This window comes from Litoreibacter sp., from assembly GCF_058136045.1.
This window is the reverse complement of record NZ_JBYVDD010000003.1, coordinates 770,102-787,016: the sequence shown is the minus strand read 5'-3', so window position 1 is coordinate 787,016 and position 16,915 is coordinate 770,102. Positions and strand designations below refer to the sequence as shown.

Annotated in this window: 15 protein-coding genes; 3 read left to right on the top strand and 12 right to left on the bottom strand. The window is 57.5% G+C overall.

From position 1 onward, the window contains the following. Positions 1-18: 18 nt before the first annotated feature. Positions 19-603: a biotin transporter BioY gene (locus tag AC3Y7R_RS05175; protein WP_490040930.1), complete on the top strand. Its 585-nt coding sequence runs from the start codon at positions 19-21 to the stop codon at positions 601-603. A 136-nt stretch (positions 604-739) separates the two neighbouring features. Here AC3Y7R_RS05175 and AC3Y7R_RS05170 read toward each other — a convergent pair whose 3' ends face one another. Further along, on the bottom strand, positions 740-1,333 hold the full coding sequence (locus AC3Y7R_RS05170) for a DUF2199 domain-containing protein (RefSeq protein ID WP_490040929.1): 594 nt from the start codon (positions 1,331-1,333) through the stop codon (positions 740-742). Between the two features lie 48 nt (positions 1,334-1,381). After that, positions 1,382-2,869 carry an amidophosphoribosyltransferase gene (gene purF, locus AC3Y7R_RS05165; protein ID WP_490040928.1) on the bottom strand — a complete coding sequence of 496 codons (1,488 nt, stop codon included), beginning with the start codon at positions 2,867-2,869 and terminating at the stop codon, positions 1,382-1,384. Positions 2,870-2,985: 116 nt separating this feature from the next. Here purF and AC3Y7R_RS05160 point away from each other — a divergent pair, with 116 nt between their 5' ends. Then, positions 2,986-3,522, top strand: a complete 537-nt coding sequence (locus AC3Y7R_RS05160; protein WP_490040927.1) for a pseudouridine synthase — start codon at positions 2,986-2,988, stop codon at positions 3,520-3,522. 211 nt (positions 3,523-3,733) lie between these two features. On the opposite strand, the gene AC3Y7R_RS05155 is transcribed toward AC3Y7R_RS05160, so the two are convergent. The 10 genes from AC3Y7R_RS05155 to AC3Y7R_RS05110 all read right to left on the bottom strand — a co-directional run bounded on the left by AC3Y7R_RS05155 (position 3,734) and on the right by AC3Y7R_RS05110 (position 15,942). Then, positions 3,734-4,783: a fatty acid desaturase gene (locus tag AC3Y7R_RS05155; protein ID WP_490040926.1), complete on the bottom strand. Its 1,050-nt coding sequence runs from the start codon at positions 4,781-4,783 to the stop codon at positions 3,734-3,736. Positions 4,784-4,870: 87 nt separating this feature from the next. Continuing rightward, positions 4,871-5,443 (bottom strand): CvpA family protein, encoded by a 573-nt coding sequence (locus tag AC3Y7R_RS05150; RefSeq protein ID WP_490040925.1) that lies wholly within the window; start codon positions 5,441-5,443, stop codon positions 4,871-4,873. 12 nt (positions 5,444-5,455) lie between these two features. Next, positions 5,456-6,829: a DNA repair protein RadA gene (radA, locus tag AC3Y7R_RS05145; RefSeq protein WP_490040924.1), complete on the bottom strand. Its 1,374-nt coding sequence runs from the start codon at positions 6,827-6,829 to the stop codon at positions 5,456-5,458. 68 nt (positions 6,830-6,897) lie between these two features. After that, complete coding sequence (locus AC3Y7R_RS05140; protein WP_490040923.1) at positions 6,898-7,335, bottom strand: paraquat-inducible protein A; 438 nt, start codon at positions 7,333-7,335, stop codon at positions 6,898-6,900. Positions 7,336-7,460: 125 nt separating this feature from the next. Further along, on the bottom strand, positions 7,461-8,240 hold the full coding sequence (locus AC3Y7R_RS05135) for a DNA repair protein (protein ID WP_490040922.1): 780 nt from the start codon (positions 8,238-8,240) through the stop codon (positions 7,461-7,463). A 190-nt stretch (positions 8,241-8,430) separates the two neighbouring features. Beyond that, the gene (locus tag AC3Y7R_RS05130) at positions 8,431-9,177 is read right to left on the bottom strand and encodes an ABC transporter ATP-binding protein (RefSeq protein ID WP_490040921.1); all 747 of its coding nucleotides are present in this window, start codon (positions 9,175-9,177) and stop codon (positions 8,431-8,433) included. Next, positions 9,174-9,881: an MlaE family ABC transporter permease gene (locus AC3Y7R_RS05125; RefSeq protein ID WP_490040985.1), complete on the bottom strand. Its 708-nt coding sequence runs from the start codon at positions 9,879-9,881 to the stop codon at positions 9,174-9,176. Before AC3Y7R_RS05125 ends, AC3Y7R_RS05130 begins: the two co-directional genes overlap by 4 nt. Before the next feature lie 74 nt (positions 9,882-9,955). After that, on the bottom strand, positions 9,956-10,975 hold the full coding sequence (gene alr, locus AC3Y7R_RS05120; protein ID WP_490040920.1) for an alanine racemase: 1,020 nt from the start codon (positions 10,973-10,975) through the stop codon (positions 9,956-9,958). 66 nt (positions 10,976-11,041) lie between these two features. Beyond that, positions 11,042-14,692 carry an efflux RND transporter permease subunit gene (locus AC3Y7R_RS05115; RefSeq protein ID WP_490040919.1) on the bottom strand — a complete coding sequence of 1,217 codons (3,651 nt, stop codon included), beginning with the start codon at positions 14,690-14,692 and terminating at the stop codon, positions 11,042-11,044. Continuing rightward, positions 14,689-15,942 carry an efflux RND transporter periplasmic adaptor subunit gene (locus tag AC3Y7R_RS05110; RefSeq protein WP_490040918.1) on the bottom strand — a complete coding sequence of 418 codons (1,254 nt, stop codon included), beginning with the start codon at positions 15,940-15,942 and terminating at the stop codon, positions 14,689-14,691. The genes AC3Y7R_RS05115 and AC3Y7R_RS05110 overlap by 4 nt, the downstream gene beginning before the upstream one ends. 272 nt (positions 15,943-16,214) lie before the next feature. On the opposite strand from AC3Y7R_RS05110, the gene AC3Y7R_RS05105 reads away from it, so the two are divergent. Next, a complete protein-coding gene (locus AC3Y7R_RS05105) occupies positions 16,215-16,874 on the top strand; it encodes a hypothetical protein (protein WP_490040917.1) in 660 nt (219 codons plus the stop codon). Positions 16,875-16,915 lie beyond the last annotated feature (41 nt).

The following is a 16,915-nucleotide window of genomic DNA, read 5'->3' as shown; positions in this document are numbered from 1 at the left end:
AACGCTGAAGGAACAGCCATGACCCTGACACAAGCCACATTCGGCTCCGATACGCTTCTTAAGAAGGCCCTGCTGGTTTTGGGCGGCTCTGCTGTGATCGCGATTGCCGCGCAAATCTCGGTGCCATTCTTCCCAGTTCCAATGACATTGCAAACGCTGGCGATCTTGTTCATCGGCCTGTCCTTTGGCTCGCGCATGGGCGCTGCAACCGTTGTGGCCTATTTGGTTGAAGGCGCCGCTGGCTTGCCAGTATTTGCCAATGGCGGCGCAGGCCTGTTGTGGCTGGTTGGCCCAACGGCTGGCTTCTTGTTTGGGTTCATCGCAATGGCCTTTATCGCAGGGCTGTTTGCAGAGCGTTCTAAAAACATACTGGTTTTGGGTGCTGGCGCATTGGTTGCATCCGCGGCTTTGTACATCCCCGGTGTTGCATGGCCAATGGCTGGTGCAGAGATGTTTGGCTTTGAAGCCAAATGGGTAGGCTCATCAGCCAACTCGATCTGGACCCATTGGGTAAGCCCGTTCTTGTTGGGTGACGCGGTTAAATCCGTTCTGGCGGCCTTGATGGTTGCTGGCGGTATGAAAGCGCTTTCCAAGAAAGCCTGAGCCTAATGGTGGGGTAAACCCCACCCTACGGATTTTTGCGCCGCTCCCGTGCTGGGGGCGGCGTTTTTGTTTGCCTCGTGGAAAAGTAAAAGAGGCGGCCGCCTTGAAAAGGTCTATGTTTGCGCGCGGTGGTTAGTCAACTGTCGAGCAAATGAGGGCGAATATCCATGCCTGACGCTGCATAAATATCAAGCAACTGATCCAGCGTAATACCGCTGTGCTGGAGTGCCGTCACTGGATGGGCGCCTTGATGAACCCAGATTTCCGGCCGAACACTAGGGTCTTTTCCCCATTCAATATCGGCAGGAAAAGGGTCAGGGAAATCAAAATAGGGCAGGCCGTTCATGACCCAGCCAAAACATCCGTTGAACTGCGAAAAGCCTTCCGCCACATCGGCTTCTATGTATTTTTCAAAGCGCTCTTTTGAGAGGCTCGCCCATACGCCAAAGCAGAAACGTTGTGTTGTGCCAATGATCGGGAGAGGTAGAACACCGCGTATATAAGCGTTGCCATCAAGTATGCAGATGTCCGTCCCAAGTTGGTCTTCTCCGACGCGCAAGATGTCTTCTCCGGTGTCTCGAAGCGCGCCATGAGGCCATGGATCAGGATGATCGTATCCAATGTCTGTTAATCCCCCAATAGGCTCATTACAGCACGAACAGATGAAGCTTTTGTCTTTTAGACGCCGCCAACGAGGATCGGAGTTTATATCTACGGGGTAAGATTTCACGACGCTGCTTGCTCCTAAGAAATATGAAGCTAGCTTCTTTAACACGGACTACTCTGCCGCCTTCAACTCGAACCCTTTGGTGATTTGGTCGCTTGGGACCACGGGATATTCACCCGAGAAACAGGCGTCACAATATTGAGGGCTTGCGTTGTCGCGCCCCTGACCTTGGCCCACGGCACGGTATAGCCCGTCGAGCGAGATAAACTTGAGGCTGTCGACGCCCAGATGGTCGCGCATCTCGTCCTCTGACATCGTGGCGGCCAGCAGTTTGTCGCGCTGCGGGGTGTCCACGCCGTAAAAGCACGGCCAGGCAGTGGGCGGGGAGGCGATGCGGAAATGCACCTCGGCTGCGCCTGCATCAAGGATCATCTCCTTGATCTTGCGCGAGGTGGTGCCACGGACCACGCTATCGTCGACCAAGATCACCCGCTTGCCTTTGATCAGCGCACGGTTGACGTTCAGTTTCAGGCGCACACCCATGTTGCGGATTTGCTCTGTTGGCTCAATGAACGTGCGGCCAACGTATTGGTTGCGGATGATGCCCATCGCATAGGGGATGCCCGATTGCAGCGAATACCCAATGGCTGCGGGGGTGCCAGAATCAGGCACGGGGCAGACCATATCGGCGTCCACAGGGCTTTCTTTTGCCAACTCGCGACCAATGGCCTCGCGGGTCTCGTAGACGGACCGACCCCCAAGGATACTGTCAGGGCGCGAAAAATAGACATGCTCGAAAATGCAAAACCGTGATTTGGCAGGGCGAAACGGGAAGTGCGACGCGACGCCCTTAGCGGTGATAACCACCATCTCGCCGGGCTTAATCTCGCGCACGAATTCCGCGCCGATAATGTCCAGCGCGCAAGTCTCGGATGACAATGCCCAGCCATCGCCGATTTTGCCAAGCACCAGCGGACGCACACCCAGTGGGTCGCGCACGCCGATTAGTTTGGTGCGGGTCATGGCGACGATTGAGAACGCGCCTTCAACCTTGCGCAAGGCTTCTTCCATGCGGTCCGGAATCGTGCGCCCCATGGAGCGCGCCATCAGGTGAATGATGCATTCCGAGTCGGAGGAGGATTGGAAAATAGAGCCGCGATCGACCAGTTCTTTGCGCAGGGCGTCGGCGTTGGTGATGTTGCCGTTATGGGCAATAGCGGCGCCGCCAAGGGAGAAATCCCCGTAGAAAGGTTGCACGTCGCGGATGGCCGTTTGGCCCTTATTGCCTGCGGTGGAGTAGCGCACATGGCCAATGGACAACGCGCCGGGCAGGGTTTCCATAATTTTTTGTGAGGTGAAATTATCGCGTACATAACCAAAGCGGCGGGCTTGTTGAAAACCGACCTCCGCGTCGTAGGAGACGATGCCGCCAGCCTCTTGGCCGCGATGTTGCAAGGCGTGCAGCCCGAGGGCCACGAAGTTGGACGCATCAGAGGTGCCTATGACCCCAAATACCCCGCATTCTTCCTTTAATTTATCATCATCGAATGGGTTGGCGAGCCAAGGCTCAGCACATTGGTCTAGGTCCGCTTGCGACATGGGGGCAGCTCCGAATCCGCGTGACAGCTTTGTGACAGGGATAGGCGGTTCAGCCATGGAAGTCACGCGAGGTTTGCGACGTTGTGGGAAGTTTAAGCGCATGGCATGAAGGGGGCATGTCACGGATCATTCTTTTCAACAAACCCCATGGGGTTTTGTCGCAGTTCACCGACGGGCAGGCGCGTGCCACTCTGTCGGATTTCATTGATGTGCCGAAGGTTTATGCCGCTGGACGGCTGGACCGCGACAGCGAAGGGCTGTTGGTGTTGACGGATGACGGGCGCTTGCAAGCCCGCATTGCAGACCCAAAATTCAAGGCCCCAAAGACCTATTTGGCGCAAGTCGAGGGTGATCCTAGATCAACGTCTTTGGAACAATTGCGTCGCGGTGTGACTTTGAAAGACGGGCAAACCCGACCTGCGAAGGTCATGCCAGTGGCGGAGCCGGATTGGCTTTGGCCGCGTGATCCGCCAGTGCGGGTGCGCAAAACCGTGGCCGATAGCTGGCTAGAGATAACAATCATCGAGGGGCGCAATCGGCAGGTGCGCCGGATGTGCGCCGCCGTGGGGCATCCGTGTTTGCGGTTGATCCGGCTGCGGGTCGGGGAGTGGTCTTTGGACGGGATCGACACCGGGGTTTGGCGCGATGCGTGACGCGGTGATGAAGCTGGCATTCCTGCCAGTTTTAGCTTTTTAAGGGCGGCAGGCGCGTACTGCGGTGTGGAAGCTGAGGGGCCTTCGATCTATTCATTCCCCACATCGCCAAGCACTCCTGGCACCAGAGCATATGTCCGAGGATGGGTTTCACCCCGGTGCGCAGGTCTATGAGACTTGGGCCGGCGAGGCTTGGTAAAAATGTGAAAAATTACTTAGCGAAATGGTCCCGACGGACATCCCTAAACGAGCGTAAGCGACGTGTCTTTTCGTCCCACAATTGCAAACCAACGGTTTGAATGCTTTCACGGATCGACATGCGGTTTGCGACGGCCAACTGCCCATGGTCTCTCAACACTTCTGGCAGGCGGTAAAACGGGATACGCGAATAAAGGTGATGCACATGGTGAATGCCGATATTGGCCGAGAACCAGGCAAACACAGGAGGCAACACATAGTAAGACGAGCCATGCAAAGCCGCCTCATGGATCTGCCAGTCTTCTTGGTGATCCCAGTGAGTTTCCTCAAACTGGTGTTGCACATAAAACAACCAAACACCCAGTACCGCAGCCATCATGGTCGATGGAATGAACACCAATAGCAGAGGCATCAAACCGCCAAACCACACGATCACGCCTAAAATAACGGCGATACCAACATTGGTGCCCATGGTGGACAACCAGTACTTGGCACCGGATTTCATATAGCCGATCGGCAAGCGCTGCTCAAAGAAGAACACATAAGCGGGCCCAACCAAAAACAAGGTGATCGGGTTGCGGTACAGGCGATATTTGAACTGGCCAAACTTGCTGCGCGCCTCGTATTCGGCAACGGTCAATGTGTCGATGTCACCAAACCCGCGTGCGTCAAGATTACCTGCGGCCCCGTGGTGGATCGCGTGGCTGCGACGCCAGACGTCATAGGGGGTGATGGTCAAAACGCCCAAAGCGCGCCCGACCCAATCGCTTACCCGGGAGTTGGCGAAAAACGACCCGTGGCCGCAGTCGTGCTGAATGCAAAAGATGCGAACCAGAAACAGACCGTTCACCATGGCGAGCATTACAGCGAGCGTATAGCTGACGGACAACATAGCCCAAGCGGCGGCCCAAATACCAATGAAGGGCAACAAAGTCACCGCCAACTCGAACCCAGAGCGCGCCGTATTAGGGTCGCGATACTTCGCCAGATGCCTGATCCATTCTTTGGCAGGGGCGTCGGCGCTAAGTGTCAGCGCTTGTGGTGCAACTCGGTCTTGAAACATACTGCTTTCCCGGCTCTGATAGGGCGGTTCCCCATAAGCGATATAGCACTGAGGGGTTAACGCAAGTTTATTGCAGCAATTCCGACCTTATGCGTCAGAATTACGCGTCTCAGCGGTGCAATGACTGATCAGGTTCTCGTAAGTGCCCACGATCCAGCCCGGTGCATCGGTGGGAATCACCTCGTCCACGGAGCCAGACATCTGGGCCACCACCTTGGCCGTGCGCGAATCATCAACCATCGGGATGGCTTGATCTGCCACCACCCGATCGTAGATCACGAAGGCAACCACAACCAAAACCGCGCCGCGCGCCACGCCAAACAAGAAGCCCAAACCTTGGTCCAAGCCCCCCAAGACCGAGCGCTGTACGGCACCCGCTAAAATTGGCGTAAAAATTGACACCACAACCAATGACAGCGCAAAGACCAGCGCAAATGCGGTAATGGTGGCTGGCTCGCAGCCCTCGATCAGGGTGTTGAGGTAGGGAATTTCCTTGGCCAGCGGCACGGCTTGCGGCGCAAACATAAAGGCGACAACTGCGGCGGCAACCCAGCCCAGAATGGACAAGGCCTCGCGGACCAACCCGCGCGAATAGGCGAGGATCGCCGAGATAACGATAACCCCAGCCGCTACGCCGTCTACAATCGTGAAACCTTCCATCTCGTCTCTCTCCTAGGGCGCCGGATCGGTGCCAAATAGTTCCTGCACGAATGTTGCCAGATCAGGCATCGTGCGTAATGTCATGCCATCCACTTTTGGCAGCTTTTTCTGCCGTGGGCCGATGGCGGAGGTAAAGCCCAGTTTGGACGCCTCTTTCAACCGGTTTTCTGCCTGTGAGACCTGCCTTAGCGCACCTGACAGGCTGATTTCACCAAAAACCACTGATTCTGGCGGTAAAGACACGTCCTCGCGGGCCGAAAGTAGCGCGGCGGCAACAGCTAGGTCCGCGGCAGGCTCGCTCACGCGCATGCCGCCAGCGACGTTTAGGTAGACATCAAGTCCCGCAAACGGCACCCCGCAGCGTGATTCCAACACCGCCAGAATGGTGGCGAGCCGTTGGCTATCCAGCCCAACCACCGTGCGTCGCGCCTGTGGATTAGGCGAGGGGGCGACCAGCGCCTGTATCTCGGTCAGCACCGGACGCGAGCCTTCAATGCCGGAAAACACCACCGAGCCGGGGGCAGGCTTGTCGCGGTCGCTGAGAAACAGCGCGGAGGGGTTGGTAACTTCGGCCAGCCCACGCCCTGTCATCTCAAACACACCAATTTCATCGGCGGGGCCAAAGCGGTTTTTGACGGCGCGCAGCACGCGGAACTGATGGCCGCGGTCGCCCTCAAAATACAGCACCGTGTCGACCAGATGCTCGATCACGCGCGGGCCGGCAATCGCGCCCTCTTTGGTGACATGCCCGACCAAAATTACCGCCGTGCCGGTGCGTTTGGCGAAGGTGACCAATTCATGGGACGCCGCGCGCACTTGGCTGACCGATCCGGGCGCGCTGTCGACCTGATCAGACCACATAGTTTGAATGGAATCGATGATCACCAGCTTGGGGCGTTCCTTGTCCAAGGTGGTTAAAATATCGCGCAAATTGGTCTCGGAGGCCAGACGCACGGGGGACTCGGACAGGCCAAGGCGTGCGGCCCGCATGCGAATTTGCTCGGCGGATTCCTCGCCGGAAACATAGATGACATGCATCCCATTGCGCGCGAACCGTGCCGCAGCCTGCAACAGCAACGTGGATTTCCCGATGCCCGGATCACCGCCCACCAAAATGGCCGAAGCCTCGACCAAGCCGCCGCCCAATACGCGGTCCAATTCACCCACGCCAGAGGCACTGCGTGCAGGCGGGTCGTCCTTGGCGTTCAGGCCCGATAGCTCCAACGCTTTGCCGCGCATGGCCCCAAGGGACTTCTTGCCGGGGCCAGTGGTCAACGGCGCTTCTTCAATGATAGAATTCCACGCATTGCAGGCCTCGCACTGGCCTGACCACTTGAAATGGGTCGCGCCACACTCGGTACATTTGTGGGTGGGTTGTTTGGCCATAAGGTCCGGTCCGGTTCAGTCAAAGGTATCCATGCGCAGTAGCCCAAGCCGGGACAAAATGCTACCAGTCATGCACGGGGTTTACGTGCGCTCAGCAGTGAGATGCCAAGCGAGGCAAGGACGCAGGCGGTAAACAAATACAGCCCCCAACCGGTTTCGACCCGCCCAAACCCGATGCCCTTGGCCAACACAATATAGAGCGCGATTAGGAAAATGTCAGCCATGGCCAGCTTGCCCATCACGGTGATGACAGGCAGCAACCTAGGCGAGGCAAGGCGGAAATGGATCAACGCCAACCCCAGAGTTTTCAGGTAGGGCGCGATCAAGGCAAAGAACGTGACAACCAGCGCCAAAAACACATCCTTCGCCCATAATGCTTGCACGCCGGTTAAGACGGAAATTTCCGATAAGGCAAAGAACGGCAGCAAGCCCGCTTTAAGTAAAGGGGCGAGCCAGGCAATGGGAAACAACACGAGGAGCGATAGATTGGCGAGCTTGAGATACATGTGAGACGTTGAACCTTGAAACAGCGGGACTTTCAAGCGGTTCCACCAAAATGCAAGCGCTAAGGGGTTTGGGGCAAAGCCCCATCAAAGCATATCGTGCCGAAGGCTCCGCGAGGTCAGTTAGGTCACGCTTCCTTCGCGTCAGAAGTCTTTGGCTTGGGCAGCGGCACCACGTTCTCCGGCTCCGGTGCGTCTGTCATCTCATAGCCAATCAGCGGCAGGATTTCGGCCAGATCCGCTTCAAGCCGCTGCATCTGGGTAGACACAACGCTATCTTCCACGTTCACTTGCTGCGACCAGCGTTTCAAATCCACGCAGGTCTTTTGCGCAAGCGAGATTTGCTCGCGGTAACTCTCGATTTCTTGCTGGCGCTGGCGCAAGAAGGTGCGGGCGCGGGCGACTTTCTCGTCCGAGTAAACATCAGCAAGGTCGCGCGCCTCATGGCTCATCTGGGAGGCCACTTCCAATACCGAGGGCTCCAGCGTGTGCAGCTCCGGGTGGTCGCGCAGATGCATGATCCGTTCGCGCACGGAATCAAACTCGCTAGACAGCGTAAACATCTGCTCCTTATCGGCCTTATGGGCGGCCAGATAGGCACGCGAGATGTCATTCATCGAGATGTGAAAATTGCGGTGCGACTTTTCCAACTCAAGGATGCGGCGGTTCGAGGGCAGATAAAAGCACAAGGAAACCGATAACGCAGCCAAGAATAGCTGGGTGATCATGCCCGCGTAAGGCACGGCCGTTTCACCGTAACTGGCGGTGAAACTCAGCCATGGCGCAAAGCCAAAGGCCGCGGCCAAAGTGGCCCCTAACACAACAACGGAAAACGCAATGACGGCCATCAAGGCCACACGTTGAAAGAACTGCTGAAGTTGCAGCACAGTCTGGTTTGCACCAGTCATCTCAGACACCCCCCAAAAGGTACTGTTAATACTAATTTTACATATCCTAGCGGAATTCCGCCGACTGGCTACGGGGAAATTTGGCGAAAATGTGGCTGCATTTTAAGTGATTAGTGGGGAATATACGTGTTTTCGTCACACTGTTTCGGGCAGCGAAACAGTCGGAAGTTTTGGCGCAAGCCAAAGCAATTTACCGAACCGCTTCAATCGGCCCGTCCGCGCTGCCGGAAATGAATTGCGCTACATAGGGATCGCCAGAAGTGTCCAGCTCGGACACGGGGCCGGTCCATTGGATCACCCCGTCATGTAGCATCGCAACCTTGTCGGCGATGGCGCGTACGCTGGACATATCGTGGGTGATGGTCATCGCTGTCGCGCCCATCTCTACCACAATTTCGCGGATTAAATCATTGATAACGCCGGACATAATCGGGTCTAGCCCCGTGGTCGGCTCGTCAAAGAAGATGATCTCCGGTTCGGCGGCAATGGCGCGCGCAAGCCCTACACGTTTTTGCATACCACCTGATAATTCAGCCGGAAGGCGGTCAGCCACATCCTCTTTTAACCCCACGCGACGCAGCTTCTCGATGGCAATCGCGCGGGCTTCCTCGGGGGGGCGTTTCAGCGAGCCACGCATCAGACGAAAGGCCACATTTTGCCACACCGGCAGGCTGTCAAACAGCGCACCACCTTGAAACAGCATCCCGAAACGGGCCAGAAACGCGTCGTGGTCGCCCTTGCTGGCATCCTTGCCATCCACCAAAATTGTGCCCTGATCAGGCTTCACCAACCCCAGCACAGATTTCAGCGCCACGGATTTCCCGGTGCCAGAGCCACCGATAATGACCATGCTCTCGCCCTTGGGGATATGCAGGTTCACCCCTTGCAAAACACGGTTGGAGCCAAAGGCTTTATGGACGTTTTCAAACCGGATCATGTCGAGAAAAATATCCCCGTGAGTATGAAGTTAGCCGCCAATATCAGCACAGCCGCCGCCTCGACCGAGCCTTTGGTGGCTTTGCCCACGCCCATCGCGCCGCGACCCGAATTCATCCCGTAATAGCAGCCCATAATGGCCGCGATGGCCCCGTTCACCGCCCCTTTGGCCAGTGAGGTCACAATGTCGGAGGTTTGCAAAAAGTCGGCGGTGTTTTGCAGGTAGGTGGCCGAGTTGAACCCCAATGTGCCGGTGGCCACGGCCCAGCCACCCATGATGCCGATGGTGTTGCCCACGGCGACGAGCACGGGCACCACGATAATCGCGGCCAACACACGCGGCACGGTGAGGTATTTCATCGGGTCGGTGGAGAGCGTGACCAGCGCGTCGAGTTGCTCGGTCACTTTCATGGTCGCAATTTCTGCGGCAATGGAGGAGGTCACGCGTGCGGCAATCATCAAGCCGACCAACACGGGGCCAAGTTCGCGGACCATGCCGATGGCAACAATTTGTGGCACCACGGCCTCGGCATTGAAACGCGCGCCGCCAGCATAAATCTGCAGTGCCAAGGCACCGCCGGTAAAGATTGTGGTCAGTCCGATTACGGGCAGCGAAAAGTAGCCCACATGCAGCAATTGTGCGCCAAACTCTTTGAAGTAGAACGGCCCTCGGACCATATGAGCAAAGGTTGCGCCGGTGAACATGGTGATGCGCCCCAAGGCGGCCAACGCCGATAAGGTGAACGCCCCAAGGGCCGCGAGCAGGGATGAAATGCGGCTCACAGGTAGGCCCGTTTATAGCGGTGACCCAGCGAGGTCAGGATTTCATAGCCAATGGTCCCCGCAGTTTCGGCCAATTGATCTACGGCTTGGTGCGGTCCGATAATGGTCAAGTACTCTGGCATTTTGTCTAGGTGGGTGACGTCCACGGTTAACAAATCCATCGACACACGACCCACCAGCGGGCAGGGGGTATCCCCGGCGAAAAGCTGCGCCTTGCCCGACATGGCACGGATCAACCCGTCAGCGTAACCCGCGGAAACAGTGGCAATAATGCGGTCAGTCTCAGCGATAAAAGCATGGGCATAGCCCACGGCCTCGCCGGGTTTGAGCGCGCGGGTCTGAATGATCGGCAGGTCTAGGCGTACCACAGGTGCGGCCCCCCGAAATGGCAGTCCACCATAGAGGCCAATGCCGGGGCGGGTCATGTCAAAGTGATATTCGGGGCCAAGCAGAATGCCGCCCGTCGCCGCCAAAGAGCGCGGCGCAAGAATGCCTGCGGTCATCTCTAGGAAGGCCTTGAGCTGGGCGTCATTCGCTGTGTGATCCGGCGCGTCGGCGCAGGCAAGGTGAGACATCACCAAGGTGGCGTCTCTGCTCATCTCAGGCGACCAGTCGTATTTCTCAATGCCCAGACGGTTCATGCCCGTGTCGATTTGAAGCCCGAACGGGTGATCTGGCAGGCGGTCTTTATGGCGGGCGACTTGTTGCGGCGAGTTCAGCATCGGGATTACGTTCAAGTCGCTGAGCGCTTGGGTGTCGGCGTCCATATGGCCAGAAAAGATGTTGATCACCGGGGCAGGGCCAAGCGTGGCGCGCAGGGCGGTGGCCTCCTCGACGGCGGCGACAAAGAAGGTCCGCACACCTGCATCGGCCAAGGCTTTGGCCACACGGCCCGCGCCCAACCCGTAGCCATCTGCCTTGACGACTGCGGCGGTCTCGGTCGCGGAGTGGCGGTCCAGCGCGTGCCAGTTGTCCACCAGCGCGGATAGGTCGATATGAAGTATTCCGGTTCCCATGATCCTTGGGTGAAACATGAGCGCGTCGGGGTCAAGGGTTTTCAGGTTCCTTGACCCCAGAGGGGCTTATTCCGCTGCCCGTAAACTCGAGGGCTTTGGCCCTTTATCTGGCTCGGCCTTTGTCGGGGCATCATCAGTAACGGTGTTTTCCAAAGCTTCGGCATTTTCCGACAGTTTGGCCTTGGCTGCGTTGATCGCGTCGTCTGCTTTCTCAAGCACGCTTTTGCGCGGTTCTTCTTCCTCGGTCCACAAGATTAGCGGGTCGCGGACCTTGCGGGCTGACTTGCCAAGGGCCAGATCGCGGGCAGTTTTCGAGCCACGCCCGCCAAGGGCCACCAATTGCCTAAACGAGGCATAGGCCCCGAAGGAAATCCACACGCGTAAGGCCAGCATTGCGGGGGTAAGCACCAGCGTCAGCACGGTTGCCACGCCCAACCCAAACACCACCGCCGTGGCCAGTTGTTTCCACCACAGCGCGGTTGGGCTGTCGATGGAATAGCCGCCACCGAAGAAATCCAGGCTAAGGCCGAACATCATCGGGGCCAGCCCTGCCATGGTGGTGATGGTGGTCAACAACACAGGACGAATGCGCGCCTCGGCGGTGCGGGTAATAGCCTCTAGGCGCGGCATGTAGCGCGAGTATTCCTGATAGGTGTCGATCAACACGATGTTGTTGTTCACCACGATCCCCGCCAGCGCCACGATGCCTGTGCCAGTCATGATAATCGAGAACGCCTGATCCATAACTAACATCCCGATCAGCACGCCGGTGGTGGATAAGACCACCGCCAACAACACCAGAACCGAGTTGTAGAACGAGTTGAATTGCGCCAGCAAGATGATGAACATCAACCCCAAAGCGGCCAGAAAAGCGCTGCCCAGAAAGGCCTGACTCTCGGCCTCTTCCTCGGTGTCGCCAGCCCACTCGAAGGTGACTGTGTTGGGAAAGGGGGTTTCTTCTTCGATCCAATTGGTGATGAAGGTGATCCGCTCATTGGCGTTGATAATTTCGCCATCAGCATTGGTCAGGTCAGGTGCAACATCGGCCTTCACATCAAAGAAGCGGGTTTGGTCAATGCGGTCGATCTGGCCCAATTTGGCCACGGGTTTGCGGGTGATAAAATTCGACAGCGGGATCAGCCCGTCAGGGGTGCGCACCTTGAGGTTATCCAGCGTGGACAGCACACGCGCGTCTTCGGGTAGGCGAACGCGGATCTCGATTTCCTCGTCCGAGCTGTCCACGCGCATGGTGTCGAGCAACAGCCCGCGGGTGACCAATTGCACCATTGCGCCAACGGTGGCGACATCGGCTTTGTAGCGACCAGCGGCCTCCACATCGACGTCGATTTGCCAATCAATGCCGGGCAGGGGCAGAGTGTCTTCAACAAGGGTCAACCCCTCGATCTGTTCGAATTTTGCACGCGCAATATGAGTTGCCGCTTGCAGGTCATCCCAGTTGTCGCCTTTTAGGCGCAGGTTTACTGGCTTGCCGCTAGAGGGGCCGCGATCTTGCGATAATACCTCGGTATAGATGCCGGGAATGGCGTCCATCTTGGCTTGCATTTCATCTAAAATATCGGTGTCGTCGCGGCGGGTGCCCCAGTCGGCCAACTCGATTTGGATTTGGCCAATAGTGTCCAGCGGGCTACTTGCACCGCCGTTATTGGTGTTCAACCCGCCTTCACCGGCAAAGGCAAAGATCGAGGTGATCCCCTCAACGCTGGCAATCTGCTCCTCGACTTGGCGCACAAAGGCGTCCTTTTCGTTCAGGGACAGGTTGCCGCGCGCGCGCACGTAAACAATTGCCTGCTCGGTCTCGGATTCGACGAAAAACTCGACACCGTTGTTGTTGGCCGAGAAGGTGGTGAAGGTAACTGCGACGAAGAAGCCCACGGCCCCGATGGCCACCAGTGGCATGATCGGATTGCCGGCAATGAACTTGGTAAAATGTCCAAATGGTGTGCGTCGGTAGCCCGCATCGATGCGTTTGGCGCGGCGCGGTCGCGACACGGCCCCCATCGCGGTAGAGGCGAACATGGCCATGAAGGTAAAGAACAGCCCGCCAAATATCATAGTGCCAGTGGTGCCTTGGCCGCGCTCGATGGGGAGCAAATAGCTGGGGTTCAAAAGCTGCATGGCGGCTGTGAACAGCCCGATCATGGCGATTGCCACAAGGACAAGGCGGAACACGATGTTAAAGTTACGCAGGTAGTGCGACATGTGGACGATCACCCGCGAAATGCGACCCGATACGCCACCCATAATCGGCAGATAAATCAGGGCCACCACCAGCGATGCGGACAGCACGAAGATCAACGTCACAGGCAACATGCCCATGAATTGCCCCGGAATGCCGGGCCAGAACAGCATTGGCAGGAAGGCGCATAGCGTGGTCGCGGTTGAGGATACAATAGGCCAGAACATGCGTTTGGCCGCGTCGGTATAGGCCTCCATCGGGCCTGCGCCCTCGTTGATGCGGTTGTCAGCGTATTCGACCACGACAATGGCCCCATCCACCAGCATCCCCACGGCTAAAATCAGGCCAAACATAACAATGTTCGAGATTGAGATGCCCATTAGGCCCAGTAAAATGAAGCACAATAAGAACGATGTCGGAATGGCAAACCCAACCAGCAGGGCAGAGCGGGTGCCAAGTGAGGCCAGCACCACGATCATCACCAGCGCAATCGCGGTGAGCACCGAGCCTTCGAGCTGTTGCACCATGTTGTTCACGGTTTTGGACTGGTCCAGCGCGATATCCACACGGATGGCGTCGCGTAATTCTTGCGGCCATTGCTTCTGCGCGTCGGTCACGGTGTCGCGCACCAGTTGCGCGGTGTCGATGATGTTGAAACCTTTGCGTTTTACGACCTGTAGCGCCACGGTATCATTGCCGTTGTAGCGCGCGGTGCCGGTGCGATCCTCAAAGGTCAGGCGGATGTCGGCCAATTCGCCCAAGGTCACCACGCGGTCGCCGTTTACCTTGATTGGCAACTCATAGACGTCCAATGGCTCGTCGAAGGAGGACGGGATTTTGACCGAAAACGCACCCTGCGCGGTCTCGACCTCGCCCGCTGCAATCAGCAGGTTGTTCTGGGTGACAACGCTGATCAACTCGCCCGCCGAGACGTTGTAAGCCTCCAGCGCCAGCGGGTCGATAATCACTTCGAGCATCTCGTCGCGGTGCCCGGCAAGCCCCGCCTCGAGGATCGGCGGCATGGCTTCGATCACGTCCTGTAAGTCCTTGGCCACACGCAGCAATGTGCGCTCGGGCAGGTCGCCGGATAGGGACACAATGATGATCGGGAACTCGGAAAAGTTGATCTCGATAAGGTTGTATTGCTCGGCCCCGCTGGGGAATTCCGCCTGTGCTTGGCTCATCTTATCGCGCACGTCGGCCAAAATTTTGGTCTTGTCCCAGCCAAATTCAAACTCCAGTGCCACGCCTGCATAGTTCTCAGCCGCGGTGCCGGAGATGCTTTTTAGCCCGTCGAGGTCTTGCAGCTTGCTTTCCATAACCTTGACCAGCAATTTCTCGCTGTCCTCGGCAGAGATGCCGGGGAAGGGGACGGAGACAAACAGCGCCGGAATTTCAATATCCGGCTCGCCCTCTTTAGGCAGGCCGGTGTAGGCAAAGGCTCCGATTACCACCGACATAACAATGAAGGCGAGGATCATGCGGGCGTGCTCGGCAGCCCAATCAACGATGCCGGTCATGATTTGCTCTCTGAGAAGGTTGTTTTGATCGCGACCCCATCGGTCACATATTCTTGCCCGACGATGATAACGGCAACCTCATCGGGCAGGCCGGTGACCCAGATGCCTTCAGTGGTGTCGCGCAAGATTGTGACGGGGGCAAACTTTGCGTGTTCGTCCTTGGTGGCCAACTGAACGCCCAGCGTGCCCACGTCATCAAGGGTCATGGAGGAGGCGGGCAACAGATGCGCACGCTGCCCCGCAGCCCCGATGAGGATCTCGGTCGTTTGACCGTCGCGCAATGCAAAGTCATCGTTTTTGACGGTGATTTCGACCCGGTAGGTGCGGGTTTCCGGGTCCGAGGCGCGGGAGATAAACGTCACACGCCCTTCAACCGTTTGGCCTGCGGTGGTTCGCCCGCCAGCGCGCGCGCCAACGTCAACTTTGGCCACGTCGGTTTCTGGCACGAAGGCTACCAGTTTGATCGGGTTCAACTGGATAATGGTGGCGCAAAGCCCACCGGGTTGCATCAAAGCGCCCAACTCGGCGGTGTCGGTTTCCAGCAATCCGGCAAAGGGGGCGATGATTTTCAACCGGTCAATTTCATTTTCAGCCGATGCAATGGCAGCCTGAGCCGCCAAAATTCCGGCACGCGCACTCTCCACTCCGGCGCGGGCGGTCTCGATGGTGGCGAGCGCGGATTGTACCGCGGCGCGTGTCCCTGCAACACGGACTTCTGTCGCAAACCCGTCGACGGAAAGTTTTTTGGCGGCGTTGTCGTTGATTGTTGCCTCAGTCAAGCGCGCCTCTGATTCCAGCACCCGGCCTTGGGCTTCGGGCAGGCGGGCTTTGGCCTCGGGCAGGCGGGCCTCGGCTTCGGCCAGCGACGACAAACGAGTGCCGGGGGAGATTTCGCACAACAACTGGCCAGCCTCGACATAGGTGCCTTTGCGCAGCGGCTCGGAACTCACCAAACCGGACGTCTCGGCACGGGCATCAACGTGGCGCGCAGCTTCCGTTTGGCCGCGCAATAGAACTGCGTTATCAATAGCTTGCGCAACTGATTTTAGTGCGACAATAGACACCACACGCGTGGCATCTTCATCTGTAGCACTCTGCTCGACAGGCTCGGTGCTGGGCGCGTCTTCTACCATTTCGGCTTCGCTTTGCGTACCGCCGCCCGCGAAAGACAGCAGCCGGTCGCGTTCAAAAACAACCAGATAAAGAGCCAAGGTCACCGCGATGGCGGTGATGATTGAAAAAATGCGCATTACGGTGTTCCCTGAGCCTGACGGCTGAATTTAATGTTGTTCTTATTCACATAGTCTAAACTAACCAGTTCAGTTAGCATTTTTGTGCTGCAATCTGCAAGACATAGGGTTTACGCAGAAATGCGCAACCATTGTGCATCTTTTATGTCCACCTCTTTCAATCGGGTTAACTCTGTTTAGAAGTACTTCCAGCCATGCGATTGTGCCTTTATACTTGGCAAGGTTTAGCCCTTCGGGGTATGCCTCGCGCAACACTTATACGGAGAGCACCTGTGAGCAATACCGACAGCTTCATCGAAGAGGTAACCGAAGAGGTCCAGCGCGACCGCCTGTTCGCCTTGATCAAGAAGTGGGGCTGGGTGGCGGTGCTGCTGGTTTTGCTGATCGTGGGCGGCGCCGCGTTCAACGAATATAGCAAGGCCTCGATCCGGGCCGAGGCTGAAAATTTTGGGGATGCTCTTTTGGCGGGCATTGATGCGGATGATGCAGGCGTGACGCTGGGCGCGGTCGAGACCGTCAACCCACAGCAAGCCGCCATTGCGGGGCATTTGGCGGCGGCGGATGCGCTGTCCGGGGACCAACCAGAGGTTGGGATAGCTGCGTTGGACAAGGTGATTTCGGCAACTGATGCGCCTGCAATCTACAAAGCGCTGGCCGAATTGAAGCGCGCCTTGGCCTTGCCACCGGAAACACCAGCGCAAGAGCGCCAAGCTGCGTTTGAAGTTTTAGCCACACCGGGCGCGCCGTTTCAGCCCTTGGCACAAGAGCAATTGGCGCTGATTGCCGCCGAGATGGGCAATCCGGAGGACGCCATCACCATCCTGAATGGGGTGCTTGAGGCGTCCAATGTTACGCCGGGCTTGCAACGGCGCGCCTCAGAGTTGATTGTGGCCTTAGGTGGCAAGCTTGCCGAGACGCAAGGCAGCAACTAAACAAGTTAAGACAAGACGACTGCGCGACACAGCGCAGCACA

Bases quoted from the DNA above. Each gene is read 5' to 3' on its own strand.
- AC3Y7R_RS05175 (WP_490040930.1), top strand. From the start codon at position 19: ATGACCCTGACACAAGCCACATTCGGCTCCGATACGCTTCTTAAGAAG.
- purF (WP_490040928.1), bottom strand. From the start codon at position 2,869: ATGTCGCAAGCGGACCTAGACCAATGTGCTGAGCCTTGGCTCGCCAAC.
- AC3Y7R_RS05160 (WP_490040927.1), top strand. From the start codon at position 2,986: ATGTCACGGATCATTCTTTTCAACAAACCCCATGGGGTTTTGTCGCAG.
- AC3Y7R_RS05155 (WP_490040926.1), bottom strand. From the start codon at position 4,783: ATGTTTCAAGACCGAGTTGCACCACAAGCGCTGACACTTAGCGCCGAC.
- AC3Y7R_RS05150 (WP_490040925.1), bottom strand. From the start codon at position 5,443: ATGGAAGGTTTCACGATTGTAGACGGCGTAGCGGCTGGGGTTATCGTT.
- radA (WP_490040924.1), bottom strand. From the start codon at position 6,829: ATGGCCAAACAACCCACCCACAAATGTACCGAGTGTGGCGCGACCCAT.
- AC3Y7R_RS05140 (WP_490040923.1), bottom strand. From the start codon at position 7,335: ATGTATCTCAAGCTCGCCAATCTATCGCTCCTCGTGTTGTTTCCCATT.
- AC3Y7R_RS05135 (WP_490040922.1), bottom strand. From the start codon at position 8,240: ATGACTGGTGCAAACCAGACTGTGCTGCAACTTCAGCAGTTCTTTCAA.
- AC3Y7R_RS05130 (WP_490040921.1), bottom strand. From the start codon at position 9,177: ATGATCCGGTTTGAAAACGTCCATAAAGCCTTTGGCTCCAACCGTGTT.
- AC3Y7R_RS05125 (WP_490040985.1), bottom strand. From the start codon at position 9,881: ATGTTCACCGGCGCAACCTTTGCTCATATGGTCCGAGGGCCGTTCTAC.
- alr (WP_490040920.1), bottom strand. From the start codon at position 10,975: ATGGGAACCGGAATACTTCATATCGACCTATCCGCGCTGGTGGACAAC.
- AC3Y7R_RS05115 (WP_490040919.1), bottom strand. From the start codon at position 14,692: ATGACCGGCATCGTTGATTGGGCTGCCGAGCACGCCCGCATGATCCTC.
- AC3Y7R_RS05110 (WP_490040918.1), bottom strand. From the start codon at position 15,942: ATGCGCATTTTTTCAATCATCACCGCCATCGCGGTGACCTTGGCTCTT.